Origin of the sequence: Lipingzhangella rawalii (assembly GCF_031628175.1) — a bacterium.
GTDB lineage: Bacteria > Actinomycetota > Actinomycetes > Streptosporangiales > Streptosporangiaceae > Lipingzhangella_A > Lipingzhangella_A rawalii.
In genome coordinates, this window is the sequence record NZ_JAVLVT010000009.1 from 85,736 (window position 1) to 103,881 (window position 18,146).

Annotated in this window: 11 protein-coding genes; 1 reads left to right on the forward strand and 10 read right to left on the reverse strand. The window is 68.7% G+C overall.

All coding sequences use genetic code 11. The annotated features are described in order from the left end of the window. Positions 1-563: 563 nt before the first annotated feature. Together RIF23_RS17070 and gatB are read right to left on the reverse strand one after the other, a co-directional pair. Entirely contained in the window at positions 564-3,209 is a 2,646-nt protein-coding gene (locus tag RIF23_RS17070; protein WP_310913646.1) for a putative bifunctional diguanylate cyclase/phosphodiesterase, read from the reverse strand. 592 nt (positions 3,210-3,801) lie between these two features. Next, positions 3,802-5,385: an Asp-tRNA(Asn)/Glu-tRNA(Gln) amidotransferase subunit GatB gene (gene gatB / locus RIF23_RS17075; RefSeq protein WP_310913566.1), complete on the reverse strand. Its 1,584-nt coding sequence runs from the start codon at positions 5,383-5,385 to the stop codon at positions 3,802-3,804. Between the two features lie 418 nt (positions 5,386-5,803). Between gatB and RIF23_RS17080 the strand changes: the two genes are divergently transcribed. Next, positions 5,804-7,012 carry a thioester domain-containing protein gene (locus RIF23_RS17080; protein ID WP_310913567.1) on the forward strand — a complete coding sequence of 403 codons (1,209 nt, stop codon included), beginning with the start codon at positions 5,804-5,806 and terminating at the stop codon, positions 7,010-7,012. Between the two features lie 165 nt (positions 7,013-7,177). On the opposite strand, the gene gatA is transcribed toward RIF23_RS17080, so the two are convergent. From gatA to mnmA, 8 genes are all read right to left on the reverse strand, one after another. Continuing rightward, positions 7,178-8,692 (reverse strand): Asp-tRNA(Asn)/Glu-tRNA(Gln) amidotransferase subunit GatA, encoded by a 1,515-nt coding sequence (gene gatA / locus RIF23_RS17085; protein ID WP_310913568.1) that lies wholly within the window; start codon positions 8,690-8,692, stop codon positions 7,178-7,180. Further along, on the reverse strand, positions 8,689-8,994 hold the full coding sequence (gene gatC, locus RIF23_RS17090; RefSeq protein ID WP_310913569.1) for an Asp-tRNA(Asn)/Glu-tRNA(Gln) amidotransferase subunit GatC: 306 nt from the start codon (positions 8,992-8,994) through the stop codon (positions 8,689-8,691). The genes gatA and gatC overlap by 4 nt, the downstream gene beginning before the upstream one ends. An 86-nt stretch (positions 8,995-9,080) precedes the next feature. Beyond that, on the reverse strand, positions 9,081-11,135 hold the full coding sequence (locus RIF23_RS17095) for a putative bifunctional diguanylate cyclase/phosphodiesterase (RefSeq protein WP_310913570.1): 2,055 nt from the start codon (positions 11,133-11,135) through the stop codon (positions 9,081-9,083). A gap of 442 nt (positions 11,136-11,577) precedes the next feature. Next, the gene (ligA, locus tag RIF23_RS17100; protein WP_310913571.1) at positions 11,578-13,752 is read right to left on the reverse strand and encodes an NAD-dependent DNA ligase LigA; all 2,175 of its coding nucleotides are present in this window, start codon (positions 13,750-13,752) and stop codon (positions 11,578-11,580) included. Beyond that, complete coding sequence (locus RIF23_RS17105; protein ID WP_310913572.1) at positions 13,749-14,783, reverse strand: uroporphyrinogen decarboxylase/cobalamine-independent methonine synthase family protein; 1,035 nt, start codon at positions 14,781-14,783, stop codon at positions 13,749-13,751. The genes ligA and RIF23_RS17105 overlap by 4 nt, the downstream gene beginning before the upstream one ends. 117 nt (positions 14,784-14,900) lie before the next feature. Continuing rightward, complete coding sequence (locus RIF23_RS17110; protein WP_310913573.1) at positions 14,901-16,160, reverse strand: glycosyl hydrolase family 18 protein; 1,260 nt, start codon at positions 16,158-16,160, stop codon at positions 14,901-14,903. 239 nt (positions 16,161-16,399) lie between these two features. Continuing rightward, complete coding sequence (locus tag RIF23_RS17115) at positions 16,400-16,930, reverse strand: DedA family protein (protein ID WP_310913574.1); 531 nt, start codon at positions 16,928-16,930, stop codon at positions 16,400-16,402. 100 nt (positions 16,931-17,030) lie between these two features. Further along, the gene (gene mnmA / locus RIF23_RS17120) at positions 17,031-18,125 is read right to left on the reverse strand and encodes a tRNA 2-thiouridine(34) synthase MnmA (RefSeq protein ID WP_310913575.1); all 1,095 of its coding nucleotides are present in this window, start codon (positions 18,123-18,125) and stop codon (positions 17,031-17,033) included. Positions 18,126-18,146 lie beyond the last annotated feature (21 nt).

Consider the following 18,146-nt stretch of genomic DNA (forward strand, 5'->3'; position numbering starts at 1 on the left):
TCATCGACCGGAGCGGGAAGCAACCGCCCGCACCACCCTGCCCGGGGACGCGCGCACCAGCCGCGCCGCCCTCCCCGATCATTGGCCGTGGTGCGGGGGATGATCTCGCGGGGTGCGACGCCGCCGGCGGCCGACACGGCGCGGACCCATAACCAAGCACCCCCAGCCAGGACACTCCCGGGTGGACCACGCACCGCCTCCGCCCCACCTTGAGGTCCGTCGTGCGGAACAACACGGCGCCCCCGCCACGGGGGTACCCCCACAAGCTGCCGCCCCCACGTCCCGTTGGCCGTCGTGCGGGGGAGCGCCCCCGGAACAGGACACCACCAGGGACCACCACGGCGCGACGCCGCCGGCGGCCGAGACGGCGTGTGCGCATCGGCGATTACCGCGACCCGTCCCCCTCCCGAGGGCGGTGCGGCCGCGGTGGACCTCAGCCGCCGGAGGCATGTCCGCGCCGGGGACACCGTGCTCTCCCCCGCACGACGGCCAGCGGAAGCGGGGACGGGGTGGACGTCGCCAGGCCAGGCCCAAACCTCGCTCCCAACTCCAGGAAACAGGCCCTAACGTTCGGGCGCGGCCTCCCCCTCGATGAGGGCGGTGATCCCCTCCGCCGACATCGGCCGCGCCACGAGAAAACCCTGTCCCTGCGTGCAGCCCATGTCGCGCAGACGCTCCAGTTGCCCCTGCTCCTCGATCCCCTCCGCGACCACCCGCAACCCGAGGTTCTTTCCCAGACTCACGATGGACTGGGTCAACAATTGCACGGTGCTGTCCACGTCCACATCCTGAACGAAGGACGCATCGATCTTGAGAGTGTCGACCTGAAGACGACGTAGATGCGCCAGCGAGGCGTGGCCCATCCCGAAGTCGTCGATGGCCAGGCGCACACCCAGCGCTCTGAGGTCCGCCAGCCGGGCCACGGCTTCCCCCGGATTCTCCAAGAGCACGTCCTCGTCCACGTCCATCGTCAGCGCCGCTGCCGGCAGCCCGCTGTCGGCCAGCGCCATCGAAACCGTGTCAACGAACCGTGGGGAGAGGATCTGACGCACCGAGAGGTTCACCGACAGGCCGATATCCCAGGAGAGACGGCGCCACTCCGCAACGCGCGCGCAGGCTTCGGTCAGCACCCACTCCCCGAGGGGAACCACCAGACCCGACTCCTCGGCCGCACCGAGGAAGCGCTCCGGAGCCCAGACCTCGTCGTCGCGCTGCCAGCGCACCAGGGCCTCCACTGCGGTGACCTTCGAGGTGTTGAGATCGACCGCGGGCTGGTACTCCAGCAGAAAGTCACCCTCCGCCAGCGCCTGCCGAAGCTGGGTCTGTAGTTCCAGTCTGCGCACCACACGGTCGTGCATGTGGCTGGCGTAGATCTCCACACGGCTGCCGTCCCACTCCTTGGCCCGTGCCATGGCCATGTCCGCGTTCCGGAGCAGCTCCGCCGCGTCCACACCCGGTTCCGCGAAGGCGACCCCCACACTGGCGGACAGCAGCACTTCCCCTCCGGCCACCGGGAACGCCTCGGTGGAGATATCCCGAACGATCCGGTTGGCGAGATCCACCACGTACCGGGCCGCGCCGCCGTGCTCGACCAGCACGGCGAACTCGTCCCCGCCCCAGCGACCCACGGTGTCCGTGACGCCCACACTCCCGCGGAGTCGGCGAGCCGCCTCGGTCAGGAGGAAGTCGCCGGAGGTATGCCCCGCGGAGTCGTTCACCGCGGTGAACCCATCCAGATCGAGGAAGATCACCGCGACGTCCCCCTCATTCTCCGCGGACGGTTCCGCGCTCCCCCGCTGGCGCAACACCTGGCGGGTCCGCTCCTCCAGGTAGGCACGATTGGGCAGCCCCGTGATGCCGTCGTGGAACGTCAGATGGTTGACCTGGTCCTCCAAGGCCACCTGGGCACTGATATCGCGGGTGGTCACCAACAGTCGGTCGTACTCTCCCGGCTGGGCGTAATGGGACACGGTGGACTCGGTGTGGCGCCACGTCCCGTCGGCGGCGCGGACTCGTGCCCGCACCGAGGCACTGCACTGCCGACCACGGCGGACCTCATCAACCACGGTCCGGGCGGAGTCCAGATCTTCCGGGTGGATGATGGTTCCGATGGTCTGCCCGAACAGCTCCTCCTCGCGGTATCCGTAGGCTTCGGCCGCCCCCGGGCTCAGGTAGTGCACACTGCCGTCCGCGTCCACCACCAGGATCACATCGCCGTTGGTTCGCGCCAGCTCGTGGAAGTGCCGTTCCCGCGCCCGCACCATCTCCGCCAGTGTGGCCGACTCGTCCAGCAGCCCCGCCATGCGCACCAGCAACACCAGCACGGCCGATCCGACCACCAGCGGAAGAAGCGGAGTGACTCCCCCGATACGCAGGACAACCAGCGTCAACGCCACGGTGGCCAGAGCACTCGCTGCGATGGCAGCCAGTTCGGGAGCGAACCGGTACAGGCCACGACCGGTAATCCGGGGCAGGGAGCCCGCAGGGTCCTGGCGCACCAACCAGGGCAATGCCGCAAGCACGGCGAAACCGAGCACCCGGACCGGCTGCTCCAACCCACCGGCCACCGGTTCCCCGACCAGGCTAGTGATGGCCCCGATGAGATTGGCACCGGCGAGAATCCCGAAGGCCCCGATCGCAGCCAGCACCACACGCCGCGTCTGCGGAGGCGAGGTGAGCACCAGTGGCGCCAGCAGACTCAGAACCAGGACATCGGCCACCGGATGCAGCAGCGCGAAACCCATCGCCGAGCTACCCTCACCGACCGCCGCATACAGGGGGGCGAACAACACCAGCCAGAGCACCGTGAACACGGCCACGGCGCACACGTAGCTGTCCGTGATATGCCGCAACAGTGGCCGCCGGGCGCGCGGCAACGGGGCCAGACGCAGGAATCCCGCCACGAAGAGCGGCAGGGCCGCCAGAATGAACAGGTCGCCGAAGGAGAGGGCGACGGAGGTGGCGCTGCCTGCACTGACCAGTCCGGTCGCTCCGGTGATCACCCCACCCACAGTCCAGGCCAGGGCCGCATACCCGAGGAGGGCCAGTGCGGTGACACCATCGGCCCCCAGGGCCTCGCGTGCCGGGTAGCGCGTGGACCGCGCCGCGGTGAGCAACGACACGCAGGCGACGGCCGCGGCGACCGTCGAGGGCCACACCCCGACCATGGCAGTCAGCGGCTGGCCACCAACCCCCACCAGCGTACCCATAACCAACAGGGTGACGACCAACACAATGCCGCCGAACCAAGACCAGGGGTCAGTCCGGGTCGGCGCACGCACCTCGGGAGCGGAACGTTCCGAGCGATCCCCACCCGGCTTCCTCATCCCGCCGGTCAAATTCACAGCCCTCTCAGTTTCGACGCCCCGCCATCCCCGGATATCCCGGCCGGGGCCGACCGCCGGGTTCAGGCACGGTAGGCGAGCCCTCCACGAACTGGTCCCAGACCTGCCCATCCCGGAGGAACGAGGTGGCGCCCATCGGCTCCCGCGGGATACCGCTGACGGGCCCGCACCCGCCCGCCCACGGGGAGGGGACGATGCTCGCGGCCGCTCCTGGACACAGCCCACGCAACCAACCCACCGCCGACCCACGGTGTCCCGCAGGCGTGCTCCTGCCGGAACGGACGATTTCCGTGCCATCGTGCCGTTTCAGGCTATGCACACAAGGTCACGGCAAGATTGAGGGAGTGCGGAGAGCCAGCGACAGATCAGCACCCTGGGTCGCGGATTCACAACCCAGGGCCACCGAAGGCCTCTGGAGGCTCGGACCGCCGCGGCCCACCGGCCCCGCCGCACCGGTTCAGCCGCCGAGCCGCTCCAGGATCAGCTCCCGCGCCCGGGCGGCGTCGGCCTGCCCCTGGGTGGCCTTCATGACGGCACCGACAATGGCTCCAGCCGCGGCGGCCTTACCGTTACGCACCTTCTCCGCGGCGTCGGGGTTCTCGGCGATGGCGGTGTCCACCGCCGCGCCGAGGGCGGAGTCATCGCTAACCACGCGCAGTCCCCGCGACTCGACAACCGCGTCGGGCTCTCCCTCTCCCGCGAGGACCCCGTCCACGACTTGCCGGGCGAGTTTGTTCGTCAGGGTGCCGTCCGTGACCAGCTGTACGACCCGAGCGACCTGTGCCGGCGAGATCCCCACCTCGGTGAGGGGGACGTCTGCCTCGGTGGCACGTCGGGAAAGCTCGTTGAGCCACCACTTCCGGGCCTCAGTGGAGGGAGCGCCGGCAGAGACCGTGGCCGCAACCAGATCGATGGCGTCCGCGTTGACGAGATCACGCAGCTCCTCGTCGGTAAGCTGCCACTCGGTCTGGATCCGAGCCCGGCGGGCCGCGGGAAGTTCCGGAAGTTCGCTGCGGAGGCGTTCCACCCAGTCGCTGCTCGGGGCCACCGGGACGAGGTCCGGGTCCGGGAAGTAACGGTAGTCTTCCGCTTCCTCCTTGCTGCGGCCCGCGACGGTGCTGCCGCTCTGTTCCTGGAAGTGGCGGGTCTCCTGCCGGACCTGCTCCCCCGCCACCAGCAGGGTGGCGTGCCGCCGCATCTCGTGGCGCACCGCCCGGTCCACCGAACGCAGCGAGTTCACGTTCTTCGTCTCGCTGCGCACCCCCCACTGCTGCGCGCCGTGCGGCATGAGGGACACATTCACGTCACAGCGCAGCGAGCCCTCCTCCATCCGCACGTCGGACACGCCCAGCGAACGGACCAGGTCCCGCAGCTCCCGCACATAGGCCCGGGCCACCTCGGGGGCCAGCTCCCCGGCCCCCTCGATCGGCTTGGTCACGATCTCGATCAGGGGAATACCGGCACGGTTGTAATCCACGACGGAGTAGTCGGCGCCGTGGATCCGCCCGGTGGCGCCGCCGACATGCGCGGTCTTGCCAGTGTCCTCCTCCATGTGCACCCGTTCGATCCCGACCCGGAACTCCCTCGGGCTTCCGTCGGGGGCCTCCACGGTGACGTCCAGGTAGCCGTCGGTGCACAGCGGCTCGTCGTACTGGGAAATCTGGTAGTTCTTCGGCATGTCCGGATAGAAGTAGTTCTTCCGGGCGAAGCGGCACCAGGAGGCGATCGTGCAGTTCAGGGCCAGGCCGATACGCAGGGTGCCCTCGACAGCGCTCTCGTTGACCACTGGCAGGGCTCCGGGCAGGGCCAGGCACACCGGGCACACCTGGGTGTTGGGCTCGGCCCCGAAGCCGGTGGCGCAGGAGCAGAACATCTTCGACTCGGTGCCCAGTTCAATGTGGGTCTCCAAACCGAGCACGGGTGCGTAGTGCGCGGTGGCATCCGCGTAGGAGAGCAGCGGACCGTCGGCAGCCGCGCCACGACCCCCGGCCGCACCGGTATTCGTGTCGTCCCCCGTCGCCACAGTGCCCGCGTCTGCCATCGCCTCGTACCGTTTCCACGCTCGGAGCCAGTTCCCGGCCTCGCCTATCGGTCCCGAGAACGTGTGGCGAGGCCCCTCCCGCAGCTTAGCGAGTCCAAACCGGGTAGTGCACCGCGGTCGACCGGTCCAGGACGATCCGGGAACGAGTGTGTACCCATTTGCCAGGAGTGGTTGGAACGAGGCACATGTGTCGCTAGTATCTGACGGTGCGGGAGTTGGTCCCTATAGTGCCCGACTGACGCCGAACACGTGTGAAACTCCCGCCGGATGCGTTCGGACCGGCTGACCCGCTCCACGCCACCGACGCCATTCCCCCGAGATACGTACGCGCCGGTCACACCAGCACTGTCGGGCAGCTGTGGCCATGACCCCGGCGTAGATCGACATTTCTGGCACCCCAAACCACTGGGAACATACCGTGACGAAAACACTGCGCATGACGCGACCGGGCACCCGCCTCTCGGCGGTGGCCGCGAGTAGCGCCGCCCTACTGGCCTTCGGTCTGGCTGCCCCCGCCGCGGCCGACCCGGTACACGGCGAATACAACGGGCAGGCGGACTCTGGCCCCCGGGTCCATATGGAGGGCGGCAACACCTACGGGACCTCGCTGTTCACCCTGGAGCTGGAGGACGGCTCCAAGCTGTCGACCTACTGCATCGATGCGGACACTGACATCAGGACCTCCGCGCAGTACGTGGAGGGGGACTGGGCGGACTACCCGGGCAAGGGCGAATTCGCCAAGCCCGGCAAGGTGCACTGGATCTTGCAGAACTCACACCCCAATGTCGAATTGGACGAGCTCGCTGCCGAATCCGGCGTCGACGATCTCAATGAACGGGACGCGATCGCCGGCACCCAGGCAGCGATCTGGTACTACTCCAACGACACTGCCCTGGACACAGATGACCGTCGTAATAGTGACGAGGTCACCGCGGTCTACGAATACCTCGTCGAGGACGCCGACGAGCTGGAGTCGGGGGGTGAGCCCAACGCCTCGCTGAGCTTCGACCCCAAGGAGGCCTCCGGGCACGCCGGTGAGATCATCGGTGAGTTCACGGTGGACACCAACGCCGAAGAGATTTCCCCCCAGCTCGACGGGCCAGAGGGCGTGGAGATCGTGGATCTCGACGGCAACGCCGTGGACAGCCTCGCAGACGGCGACACCTTCGGGCTGAACGTTCCCGAGGATGCCGAGCCCGGAGAGGCGACGGTCAGTGCCCAGACCTCGGCCGAGGCACGGACCGGCCGGCTGTTCCAGGGCATCGAGGACCAGGACTTCGAGACCCAGACACTCATCGTCGCCCAGAGCGAGACGGTCGAGGCGGAAAGCTCCGTCGAGGTCAGCTGGGAGAAGGCTCCGGACGACGACGAGACTCCGCCGCCGGACGACGACGAGACCCCACCGCCGGAGGACGACAAGACCCCGCCGCCGGACGAGGAGAAGCCGCCGGCCGACGACAAGAAGCCGGAGAACGGCGACGAGGGTGACCAGGCTGACGACCAGCTGCCCGTCACGGGCGCCCAGCTGGGTGGCCTGATCGCCGCGGCCGTGGTCGCGCTCGGTGGCGGTGCCGCCGCGCTCTTCCTGGCCCGCAAGCGCCGCAGTGCCGCGGCCCTGGACAGCTGAGCACGGCCCGGCTCCGGCGTTCTGAGTGAACGCTGAACCGCACCGGTGCCCCGTCCCGCCCAGGGACGGGGCACCGTCATATCTGGCGTCACATCCGGCCGGCCCGGGGAGCTACACCAGGAGTCGCCCACGGTTCCGGCCCCCGGGACCGGGCTTGGCGGTGGGTCAGACCGCGATCCGGTCCGCCCGCAGCAGGGGCCCGGACCACTGTTCGGTGAAGGCGGCCTCCAGTGCCGCGCCGACCCGGTAGGTGCGTTCATCAGCCAGCGGTGGCGCCATGACCTGGATTCCCACGGGCAGGTTGTCCTCGGGAGACAGCCCACACGGCACGGACAGCGCGGCGTTTCCGGCGAGATTCGCCGGGATGGTGCACAGGTCGGCGAGGTACATCGCCATCGGGTCCTCGGACCGCTCCCCCAGCGGGAACGCGGTGGTGGGGACGGTCGGCGAGACGAGCACGTCCACGTTCTCGAACGCGGCGTCGAAGTCCCTCCGCACGAGGGTCCGCACCTGCTGGGCCGATCCGTAATAGGCGTCGTAGTACCCACTGGACAGCGCGTAGGTGCCGAGCATAATGCGGCGCTTCACTTCCGGCCCGAATCCCTGCGCCCGGGTCATCGACATGACCTCCTCGGCGCTGCGGGTTCCGTCATCTCCCACCCGCAGGCCGTAGCGCATCGCGTCGAAGCGGGCGAGGTTCGAGGAGCACTCACTCGGGGCGATTAGGTAGTAGGCCGCCAATGCCGCCTCGAAGCTCGGGCAGGACACCTCGACCACCTTCGCGCCGAGCGACTCCAGGAGCTCCACGGTCTCGGTGAAACGCTGAGTGACCCCCGACGAGTAGCCGGATCCGTTCTGTAGCTGGCGCACCAGCCCGACGCGCATCCCGGCGATGTCCGGTTGCTGGCTGGCCGCGACCACCGGTGGCACCGGGGCGTCCAGTGAGGTGGCATCGCGCGGATCGTGCCCCGAGAACGCCTCGTGGAGCAGGGCGGCGTCGTGTACCGTGCGGGCGAAGGGTCCGGGGGTGTCCAGGGAAGAGGCGAAGGCGATGAGGCCGTATCGGGAGGATCCCCCGTAGGTCGGTTTGGCGCCCACCAGGCCACACATGGCCGCCGGCTCCCGGATGGAGCCGCCGGTGTCGGTGCCGGTGGCGAGGGGAGCCTCGAACGCGGCAACCGCGGCGGAGGACCCACCCGAGGAGCCTCCCGGGACCCGGTCCAGGTTCCAGGGGTTGTGCGCGGGTTTGAAGGCGGAGTTCTCGGTCGACGAGCCCATGGCGAACTCGTCCATGTTCGTCTTGCCGAGCAGGACCATGTCCGCGGCGCGCAGCCGCTGGGTCACCGTGGCGTCGTAGGGCGGGCGCCACCCCTCCAGGATCCGGGAACCGGCGGTGGTGGGTACCCCCGCGGTGGTGAAAACGTCCTTGTGCGCGACGGGAACCCCGGCGAGCGGCCCCAGCTCCGTTCCGGAGGCCCGGCGCTCGTCCACGCCGCGGGCCTGGGCCAGGGCCCCCTCGGCGTCGACGTGCAGGAAGGCACCAACAGCGTCGTCGACCTGAGTGATGCGGTCCAGGTAGGCGCGGGTGACCTCCTCGGACGAGGTTTCCCCACTGCGAATGGCAGCGGCCAGTTCCGCCGCCGTCAGTTCGATCAGGGTTCCTGCTGTGCTGGTGCTCACGCTTCCTCCCCCAGGATCCGCGGGACGCGGAACCGGTCGTCCTCCACGGCCGGCGCCTCGGCAAGGGCCGCATCCCGGTCCAGGCCGGGATGGGCCTCGTCGGGCCGGTACACGTTGGTCAACGGCATGACGTGCGACGTCGCCGGAACGTCGGGGTTGCCCTCGGTGGCCTCCTGAACCTTCGCCACAGCTGCGAGGATCTCGTCCAACTGGGTGGCGAGGGTATCGAGCTCATCCGGCGGCAACGCCAACCGTGACAACCGTGCGAGGTGGGCGACCTCCTCGCGGGTGATGGCGGGCATGATGGACACCGTTTCCACTACGACGACTGGACAGACCAATCCTACGGGCGGCGCGGCGTGGGCCGTCCGGGCAGCGCATCGGCCCGTCAGCTGGCCGATCCAGTATGGCGGCGCGGCACGGGTTCGCTCTCGGCGGCGCGCAGAACCCAGCCCGGGACATCGGTCGCCTCCAGGGGCTCGGTGAAGTACCGCCCCTGCGCCACCGTGCAGCCCAGGGAACCGAGGACACTGGCGATCCGTCCGGACTCCACCCCCTCGGCAACCACCCGCAAGCCGAGGGTGCGCGCCAGGTGCACGGCCGATCCAACAATGACCTGGCCATCCGGAGTCTCGTCGATCTGACGGACAAAGGTCTCGTCCAGCTTCACCTCGGCGACGGGTAGCCCTCGCAGACGAGCGAGGGTGAAGTAGCCGGTACCGAAGTCGTCGAGGGACAGTTCCAGGCCGTGGTTGGCCAGGGCGACCATGGTCGGAACCACCGCCTCGGCCTCCTGGACCAGGACCCGTTCGCTGACCTCGAAGCGCAGCGCGTGTGGCGGAACCTCGTGGCGGCGGATGGCCGATGCGACGATGTCCGGCAGGGACGGATCCAGGAGTTCCCGCCGTGAGAGGTTCACCGCCACCGGGACACACACCCCCTCGGACCACCACCGTGCGACCTGCGGCAGGGTGAGTTCCAGAACCTCGTGGGTGAAGCCACGCATCAGGTAGGAGTGCTCGATCACGTGGATGAACTCCTCCGGTGGCAACAGCCCCCGCTGGGGATGACGCCAGCGGACCAGGGCCTCCAGCCCCACGACCCGGCGGCTGGCGATATCCACGGCCGGCTGGTACCGCATCTCCAGTTCCTCCTCCACCAGGGCGCGCCGCAGCTCGCTGAACAGGCCGAGACGTGCGGTGGAGTTGCGGTCGTTGTGCGGGGCGTACAGTTCGACCCCGCTACGTCGCTCCTTGGCGACGTACATGGCCACATCGGCCCGCTGCATGAGCAGCTCGAAGTCCGTGGCGTGGCTGGGATACAGCGCGATGCCCACACTCGCCTCAAGGTCGAAATCCATTCCGTCCAGCCGGATCGGCTCGGACAGGGCCACGCGCAGCCGGGCGGCCACCTCCCGAGCCGAGACGGCGTCGCGGATACGTGGCAGCAGGACCGCGAACTCGTCGCCGCCCAGACGGGCCACGAGATCCCCGGGACGCACGCTGTTGGTCAGCCGCTGGGCCACCAGGCGCAACAGCCGGTCACCGATGGGATGTCCGAGGGTGTCATTGACCTCCTTGAACCGGTCCAGATCCAACAGCAGCAGCCCCACTCGGCCACCATGCTGACGCGCCTCCTCAAGCGCCTCCTCGGTCCGTAGGACGAGCAGCTTGCGGTTCGCCAGCGCGGTGAGCTCGTCGTGATTGGCCTGATGCTCCCGCTTCAGGGACAGGGTCGCGCTCGTGTACAGCGCGGCCAACGGGAAGAAGAACAGCGGAACGAGCCACACCGAGTGGGCCATCGCCACCACGACGAGCGGGGACAGGCTCAACAGCACGCTTGCCACGAATACGCGATGCCCCAGGTTCTTGGTGAGGGTGCGGCGCAGGGGAACGCGTTCGTGCATGGCCGAGGCGCACTCGACCAGCAGGAGATTGACCACGAAGTAGGCGGCACCCGCGGCCGCAACCACCAGCAGCTGGGGCCCTTCGGGGATCCACATGCTCGGTGCCGGATACAGGACACGGATAATCCCGTCCGCGACCCCGAGGCTGAGCGTGTACTGGGCCACGGTGAAGGCGATCCGGTACGGACCGCTGCGCTGCACGACCCCCGAGGTGATCGAGGCCAGGGCCTGGACAAGCGCGGCCACGGGCAAGCCGAAGAAGATCACCAGGGCGAAGGCGAAGGGTAGCGAGGTCGGTGCCCCACTGTCCCGGGGAGAGTTCGGCAGGGCTATGGGCCGGAGCTCGCCCAGCACGACCATGCACAGGACGACCCACAGCAGCGGCTGTTGGGCGAGCTGCACCATGGAGTCCATGCCGAGCGAGTACACGGCCAATCCCAGCAACGCGAGACCGGCCGCCGTGGTACCTGCAAGGTACAGCCACAGCGGCGTCCCGAACCGTGGCCCGAACGGGCGGGCTCCCGTCGGATGTCCCATCGCCGCCTCAAGTGAACTGCGGAAGGTGCGTCTCCAGCTTACGCAGTTCGGTTACCTTCCGTCGCCTATAGCAAACTTCCTGTCATCAATCAACGCGCACGTGCCGCGTGGCGACAGTCAACGCAAGGGTAACCTATCGCTGTGGCCGATTGATTGCACAGTGCAACCTTTACCCAGCTTTGGGTAGGCGCACGGGTGTGTGCGAAGTTCGCCACTCCACGCAGCATCCGCTCTTGCACCCCACGGGGGTGGAGTTGCGGCGGCTCTGGCGTCTCGGGGACGCCCCCAGCCCATGAGGGTGCGGAAAGGCCGATGGGGGCGTTAGGGGCGGGACGCGCCTGGAGGCCCGTCGTCCCTTCTGCCTCACCGCGATCAGCGGGCCTTCCGCAAACCGCGTACCTCACCTCGCGGGACAGTCCAGCTAGCGCTCACCAGCTAGCGCTCAGCCTCCGTTGGCTGCGCCGGATTCGGCGTTGGCGCGGGCCGCGTCGGGACCGGCGTCCAACAGCAGCTGGAACCCGGCCTCGTCCAGGACCACCACCCCGAGCTGGAGCGCCTTGTCGTACTTGGAGCCGGGATTGTCACCGGCCACCACGAAGTCGGTGCGTTTGGACACGGATCCGGTAACCTTTCCGCCCCGCTCCTGGATCGCCTCCTTGGCCGTGTCCCGGGTGAATCCGCCGAGCGAACCGGTGACCACGACACTGTAGCCGTTCAGCGGACCAGGGCCTTCCGCGTCCCCCTCGGGACGAGGATCCGCCATTCGGACCCCGGCGGCACGCCACTTCGCCACGATGTCGCGGTGCCAGTCCACGCTGAACCACTCCACCACCGACTGGGCGATCGTCGGCCCCACCCCGTCCACGGCGGCCAGGTCCTCCTCGTCCGCGGCGGCGATCGCGTCGAGGGAGCGGAAGTGGCGAGCCAGGGCCTGCGCCGCGGTCGGACCGACGTGCCGGATGGACAGGGCGACGAGAATCCGCCACAACGGACGCTGTTTGGCCTCTTCAAGGTGTTCGAACAGGGTGGAGACGATCTTCTTCGGTTCCCCCTCCTTGTTCGCGAAGAAGGTCACGACCTTCGGCTCACCGGTCCTGGGGTCGAGTTTGGGTTCGGTGGTGTCCGGATCCAGGACCAGGGTTCGGATCGGTAGCAACTGCTCGGTGGTGAGGTGGAACAGATCTCCCTCGTCCCGGACCGGAGGTTGCGCCGGTTCCAGCGGTTGGGTCAGGGCCGTGGCCCCCACATAGCCGAGGGCCTCGATATCCAGGGCCTTGCGGCTGGCGACGAAGGAGAGTCGTTCGCGAAGTTGGCCCTTACAGTAGCGACTGTTGGGGCAGCGAAGGTCGACGTCCCCCTCCTTCTGCTGACGCAGTTCCGTACCGCACTCCGGGCAGGTTTCCGGCATCTCGAACGGCCGTTCGGTCCCCGACCGCACCTCAGTCACCGGCCCCAGCACCTCGGGAATCACATCCCCCGCCTTGCGCAGTACCACCCGGTCGCCGATCAGGACACCCTTACGGCGAACCTCCTGGGCGTTGTGCAGCGTGGCGAACTCGACCTCCGATCCCGCCACCCGGACCGGCTCCAACACCGCGTAGGGCGTGACCCGCCCAGTGCGGCCCACGTTCACGCGCACGTCCACCAGCCGCGTGGTCACCTCCTCTGGTGGGTACTTGTAGGCGATTGCCCACCGCGGTGCGCGGCTGGTGGAGCCCAGGCGACGTTGCGTCACCACGTCGTCGACCTTCACCACAACGCCGTCAATCTCGAACGGAGGCTCGTGCCGGTGCTGGGCGTAGTAGTCGACATAGGCCCGCACCCCTGCGAGGTCGGAGACCACACGGTAGTGGTCGCTGACCGGAAGCCCCCAGGAACGCAGCAGTTCGTAGGCGTGCGACTGGTGGGTGAAGCTCACCCCACGGTGGGCGCCGACCCCGTGCACCACCATCGTCAGGGGGCGGGTCGCGCTCACTCTGGGATCCTTCTGCCGCAGCGAACCGGCCGCGGCGTTGCGGGGATTGGCGAACGGGGTGCGGCCGTCGGCGACCAGGCCGGCGTTGAGCTCCTCGAAGTCCGCGACGGGCAGGAACACCTCTCCCCGCACCTCCACCAGCTCCGGGACCGGCGCCAGCGAGTCATCCAGCCGGTCCGGGACCGCCTCGATGGTGCGCACGTTCAACGTGATGTCCTCGCCGACACGCCCGTCCCCCCGGGTGGAGGCCCGTACCAGGCGGCCCTGCTCATAGACGAGCGCCACGGCGAGCCCATCAATCTTCAGCTCACACAGATAGCCATGGATCTCGGTCTCGTTGGTGACCCGCTCGATCCAGGCCGCCAGCTCGGCCGGGTCGAAGGCGTTGTCGAGACTCTCCATGCGCTCCAGATGCTCTACCGGTGCGAACTCGGTGAGCACCGCCCCCACCTGCTGTGTGGGCGAGTCGGGTGTGCGCAACTGGGGGTGCTGCTCCTCCAGTTCCTCCAGCTCCCGCATCAGCGCGTCGAACTCGGCATCCGAGACGATCGGGCTGCCCAGGTAGTAGCGATAGCGGTGGTCGGCGACCTCCTGGCTGAGTTGGGCGTGTCGTTGACGTGGCCCCTGCTCTCCCGCGTTCACTTCCGGCCGTCCCTTCTCGGTTCCTCGCGCAGCACCCGAGCAGCTGTGTGACAGTCGGCGAGCACTTCGCGGACGGTCGTGGGCGCCAGCCCGACCAGTCCGCACCGTGGGGTGACGACAACAGTGTCACTGAGTGTCTCCGGATCCAGGCCGGTGCGGTGCCACAGTGTTCGTACCGGATCGACGGTAGCGGCCGGGTCCGACGGTTCGCCCCCGGTACGCGCCGCCAGCCCGAGAAAGAGTGCAATCCCGGCCTCGACCGCGGCTGCCAGGGGCTCGTCATGCTCCTCTTCCAGTAGCGTCGCATCCAGGCCCACGGCGCGAGCCCCCGAGCGGCGCAGCAGCTCGATCGGGGGGTTTTCGGCGCAGCAGTGGACCACGGGAACGGCACCGGCCGTCTCGATCACGGCACAGGCCTCCCGCAGATGCTCCTGGAGGGTGGTCGGATCGGGGGCGGCGATGCGGCCGTAGCCACTCGCTGTGGGCACGCGCCCGTCCCGGACAGCGGTCAGGGCGGGCTCGTCCAGCTGGACGACGAGGTGGCCACCCGGAATCCGCCGCTGAATCTCGGCCAGGTGGGCGGCCAGGCCCTCGGCGTGTGCGCAGGAGAGGTCGCGCACGGCCCCAGAATCGGCGAGCAGTGGCTGCCCGGTTCGCAGTTCGAGAGTGGCGGCCAGTGTCCACGGGCCGGCCAGCTGTAGCTTGAACGGGCCGGTGTAGCCCTGGGTGTGTTCCTCGGCCGCGTCCAGATCCGCCGACAGCAGGGAGCGTGCGCGCCAGAGGTCCCGTCCGGGCCGGTCGGCCACCCGCCAGCCGGAGGGCTGCACCTCCACCGGGAAGTCGACCAGTGTGGCCGCCGCGCGCCCGACCAGATCGGCCCCGGGCCCTCGGTCCGGGAGTTCGGCGAGATGGACGAACTCGGGAAGCTCACCGGAGACGGTTCGTGCCGCCTCATCCGGCTCGGTTCCCGGGAGGGAGCCCACCCCGGTAACGCTTGCTCGGGGCCAGGGGAAACGGTGCTGCTCACTCATGGTGGACAGCTTAGGTGTGCTGGTGCGACCGGCCGCCACACGGCGGCGGGATCGCGTGGCGACCGGCGGTGTCCGGGCTGGCCGCGGGCCGTGCCGGCCAGCCCGGACGTTGGGGGGTTAGCAGGAGCCCAGCTGCTCCCAGGGTCCCCACTGGGTGTGCTCGGGGGTGTCACCCTGGGTCCAGTGTCGGGCCTCGTAGACGAAACCCTCGTAGCTCACCTGGTCACCGGAGGTGTAAACATCGCCCGCGGTCCACTGCGGCACCTCGCATTCGCCCGGGTCACCCGGGTCGCCCGGATCGCCGGGGTCACCCGGATCGCCGGGGTCACCCGGGTCGCCGGGGGTATCTCCGGTGCCAAGATGCCCGCCAACCGCGTCAGCGAAGGCGTACCCGTTCGTCGCGTCCCAGTTCACCGACCAGGTCATCGCGCCACCGATCTCCCCGTAGGGCGTCTCCGGGCTGAAGTCCCCGCAGCCCGTTCCCTCCTCCAGGCACTCGATCGCGCGGATGACGTCCGCCGGGGGCTGGTACCCGCCGGCGGGGGCGGCCTCGGGAATGGCCGGAAGTCCCAGGGCCACCTGTTCGGGAGCCAGACCGATGTCCTCGATCAGGATGCAGGCCTGCGCCGTGACGAAGTCGACCGTCCCCTGGGAGTAGACCTGGTCATCACAGCCCATCATGGATCCGGAGTTGTAGTACTGCGTGTGGACGACGGTGAGAATATCGGCGACGTTGCCAGCCAGCTCGTAGTAGCCGTCGGGGAACTGGAAGTCCAGGGTCTGCGGCGCCATGGTCAGCATGAGGTCGTCACCGGCTGCCGTGACCGCATCCTCGAGCGTGTGCAGGGCCGAACCGAGGTGTTCGGCGTCGATTCCGTGCTCCAGGTCGATGTCGACACCGTCGAACCCGTACTCGTCCATCAGGTCCTGGGTGGTCTGGGCGAAGTTCTCGGCCTCCGTGGGGTTGGTAACGTCCACATGCCCCAGTTCTCCACCCACGGAGATCACGACGCGACGGCCCTCGTCCTGGAGCTCGGCGATGTCGTCCACGAACTCCTGCTCGCTGTAGCCGCCCAGCTCGTCGCTGTTCAGGTTGAAGGTGATCCCGCCGGGCAGGGTGGGGTGGTTGTCCGCGAAGGCCACGGCGACCACGTTGTAGGCATCGGGAACGTCGCCCAGTTCCAGGACGGTCGAATCGTTGTCGAAGTTGTGCCAGTATCCGGTCAGCCACTGCTGACTCTGGAGCGTCTCCGCCTCCGGATCTGTGGGGGCGTCCGCATGTGCGGTGGCGGTAGCGAGCGCAGTCGGAACCGCCAGCAGGACTGTGCTGAGTGACGCCACCACAGTGGCGAGTGATCGGGGTCGGGTACGGGTCAAGGGTGCCTCCTCGACGTCGTTGGGGGTCGGCGACGTGGTACGGCCCGTCATGACCTGTACGCACGGAACGGCCCATCATCCCGCCGCGGTGAACGGCACCATTCCGGCCACACAGGCCACCCCTGGAGGGTGATCTGGAACACACCCACCAAGAACTGTAAACAAAATTAATAGAAAAGTGGATCTTGGGTCAATGCCCCGGGACGCTCGCCACGCCTCCGCCCACGCCGGAGAGCCGGTCAGGGGCCGATAGCCGCCTGAGTTTCCTGGTGGCCCGTCGCCTCCTGGGCAGCAGCGGACCGACCCGCGTTCCGACGTCGCCACCGGATCCATCCCAGGATGACCAGGACGGTCACCGCCACCGCGCTCACCGCGAGCTCCGGGGACGTCACGAACAGGGACCACCATGCGGCGAACACCGCCATTCCGCCCAGACTGTAGATGGCGGCCCAGGCCAGACAGCCGAGGAACATGGCCACCAGATAGCGGCCGAAACGCATCTGCATAGCCCCGGCACTGAAGTTGATCGCCGTCTGAATGCCCACGGTGAGAAAGGAGACCGTCACGGCTGGGGGTCCGAACCGGTTGATCGCCCGCTCGGCACGCTCCAACTTCGCACCCAGCCGGGTGGCGATCCGGCTGCGGTGCAGGCTGAGGCTCACACCCCGTCCCAACCAGTAGGTGGCCTGCGCCCGCAGGAAGACGATGCCCAGCAGGGAGAGGTAGACACCCCACAGTGGCCACCCCTGCATGAACTCCATGTAGGACATGCCACCCCTCCGGCCCGCAGGTTAACTATGCCTAACCTAACCTACCCACGATGATAGTGCGCAGCCACGAGCCGGCCGCCCGGGCACCTCGCGGGCCGGTCTAGCCAGACACGGCTGACCGGTCCCGGTTCCGTGTCCGTGCGATGGTGCCGGAGGCCAGAACCGTGTCAGCGCTCGGCCCGCCGTACAACACGGCCGCCTGCCCCGCAGCCACCCCCCGGGCAGGCTCGTCCAACTCGATCACGAGCTCCCCGGAACGCTCCCAGGCGCGACAGGCCTGAACCTCGCCGTGGGCGCTGAGCTGAACCGCACAGGCCACGGGCTCCGCCGTGGGCTCCGTCCCGGACCACACGGGGCGCTCGGCCACGATCTCGGTCACGTCCAGCGCCTCGGCCGGGCCAACCGTCACAGTGTTCTCCACCGGTTCGATCGACAACACGTACCGACGGTGGGGCGCTCCCGAGAGGTTCAGCCCACGCCGCTGCCCCACAGTGAACTGGTGCGCCCCCGCGTGCGTTCCGACAACCGCACCGTCCTCGTCCAGCACCGGGCCCTGCTCACTGCCGAGACGCTCGTTGAGGAACCCGGCGGTGTCGCCATCCGGGATGAAGCAGATGTCATGGCTGTCCGGCTTCTGGGCCACGGCGAGATCGCGTCGCGCCGCCTCCGCGCGCACCTCGTCCTTGGTCATTCCCCCCAGCGGGAACATGGCGTGCGCCAGCTGGTCGGGGCGCAGTACAGCCAGCACGTAGGACTGGTCCTTGCCCGGGTCCACGCTACGCACCAGACGGCCGTCCACAAGGCGCGCGTGGTGCCCCGTGCACACCGCGTCGAAGCCGAGGGCCACGGCCCGGTCCAGCACCGCCGCGAACTTGATCTTCTCGTTGCAGCGTAGGCACGGATTGGGCGTGCGGCCCTGGGCGTAGGAACTCACGAAATCCTGGACCACATCCCGGTCGAACTCCTCGGCCATGTCCCAGACATAGAAGGGAATCCCGATCACGTCGGCCGCCCGGCGGGCGTCCCGGGAGTCCTCGACGGTGCAGCACCCCCGCGCCCCACTGCGGTAGGACCGTGGATTCTTCGCCAGCGCCAGATGAACGCCGGTAACCTCGTGGCCAGCCTCAACCGCGCGCGCGGCGGCGACGGCGGAGTCGACTCCTCCGGACATGGCAGCAAGAACACGCAAGCTCATAGTGCCCCCAGCCTATGCGCA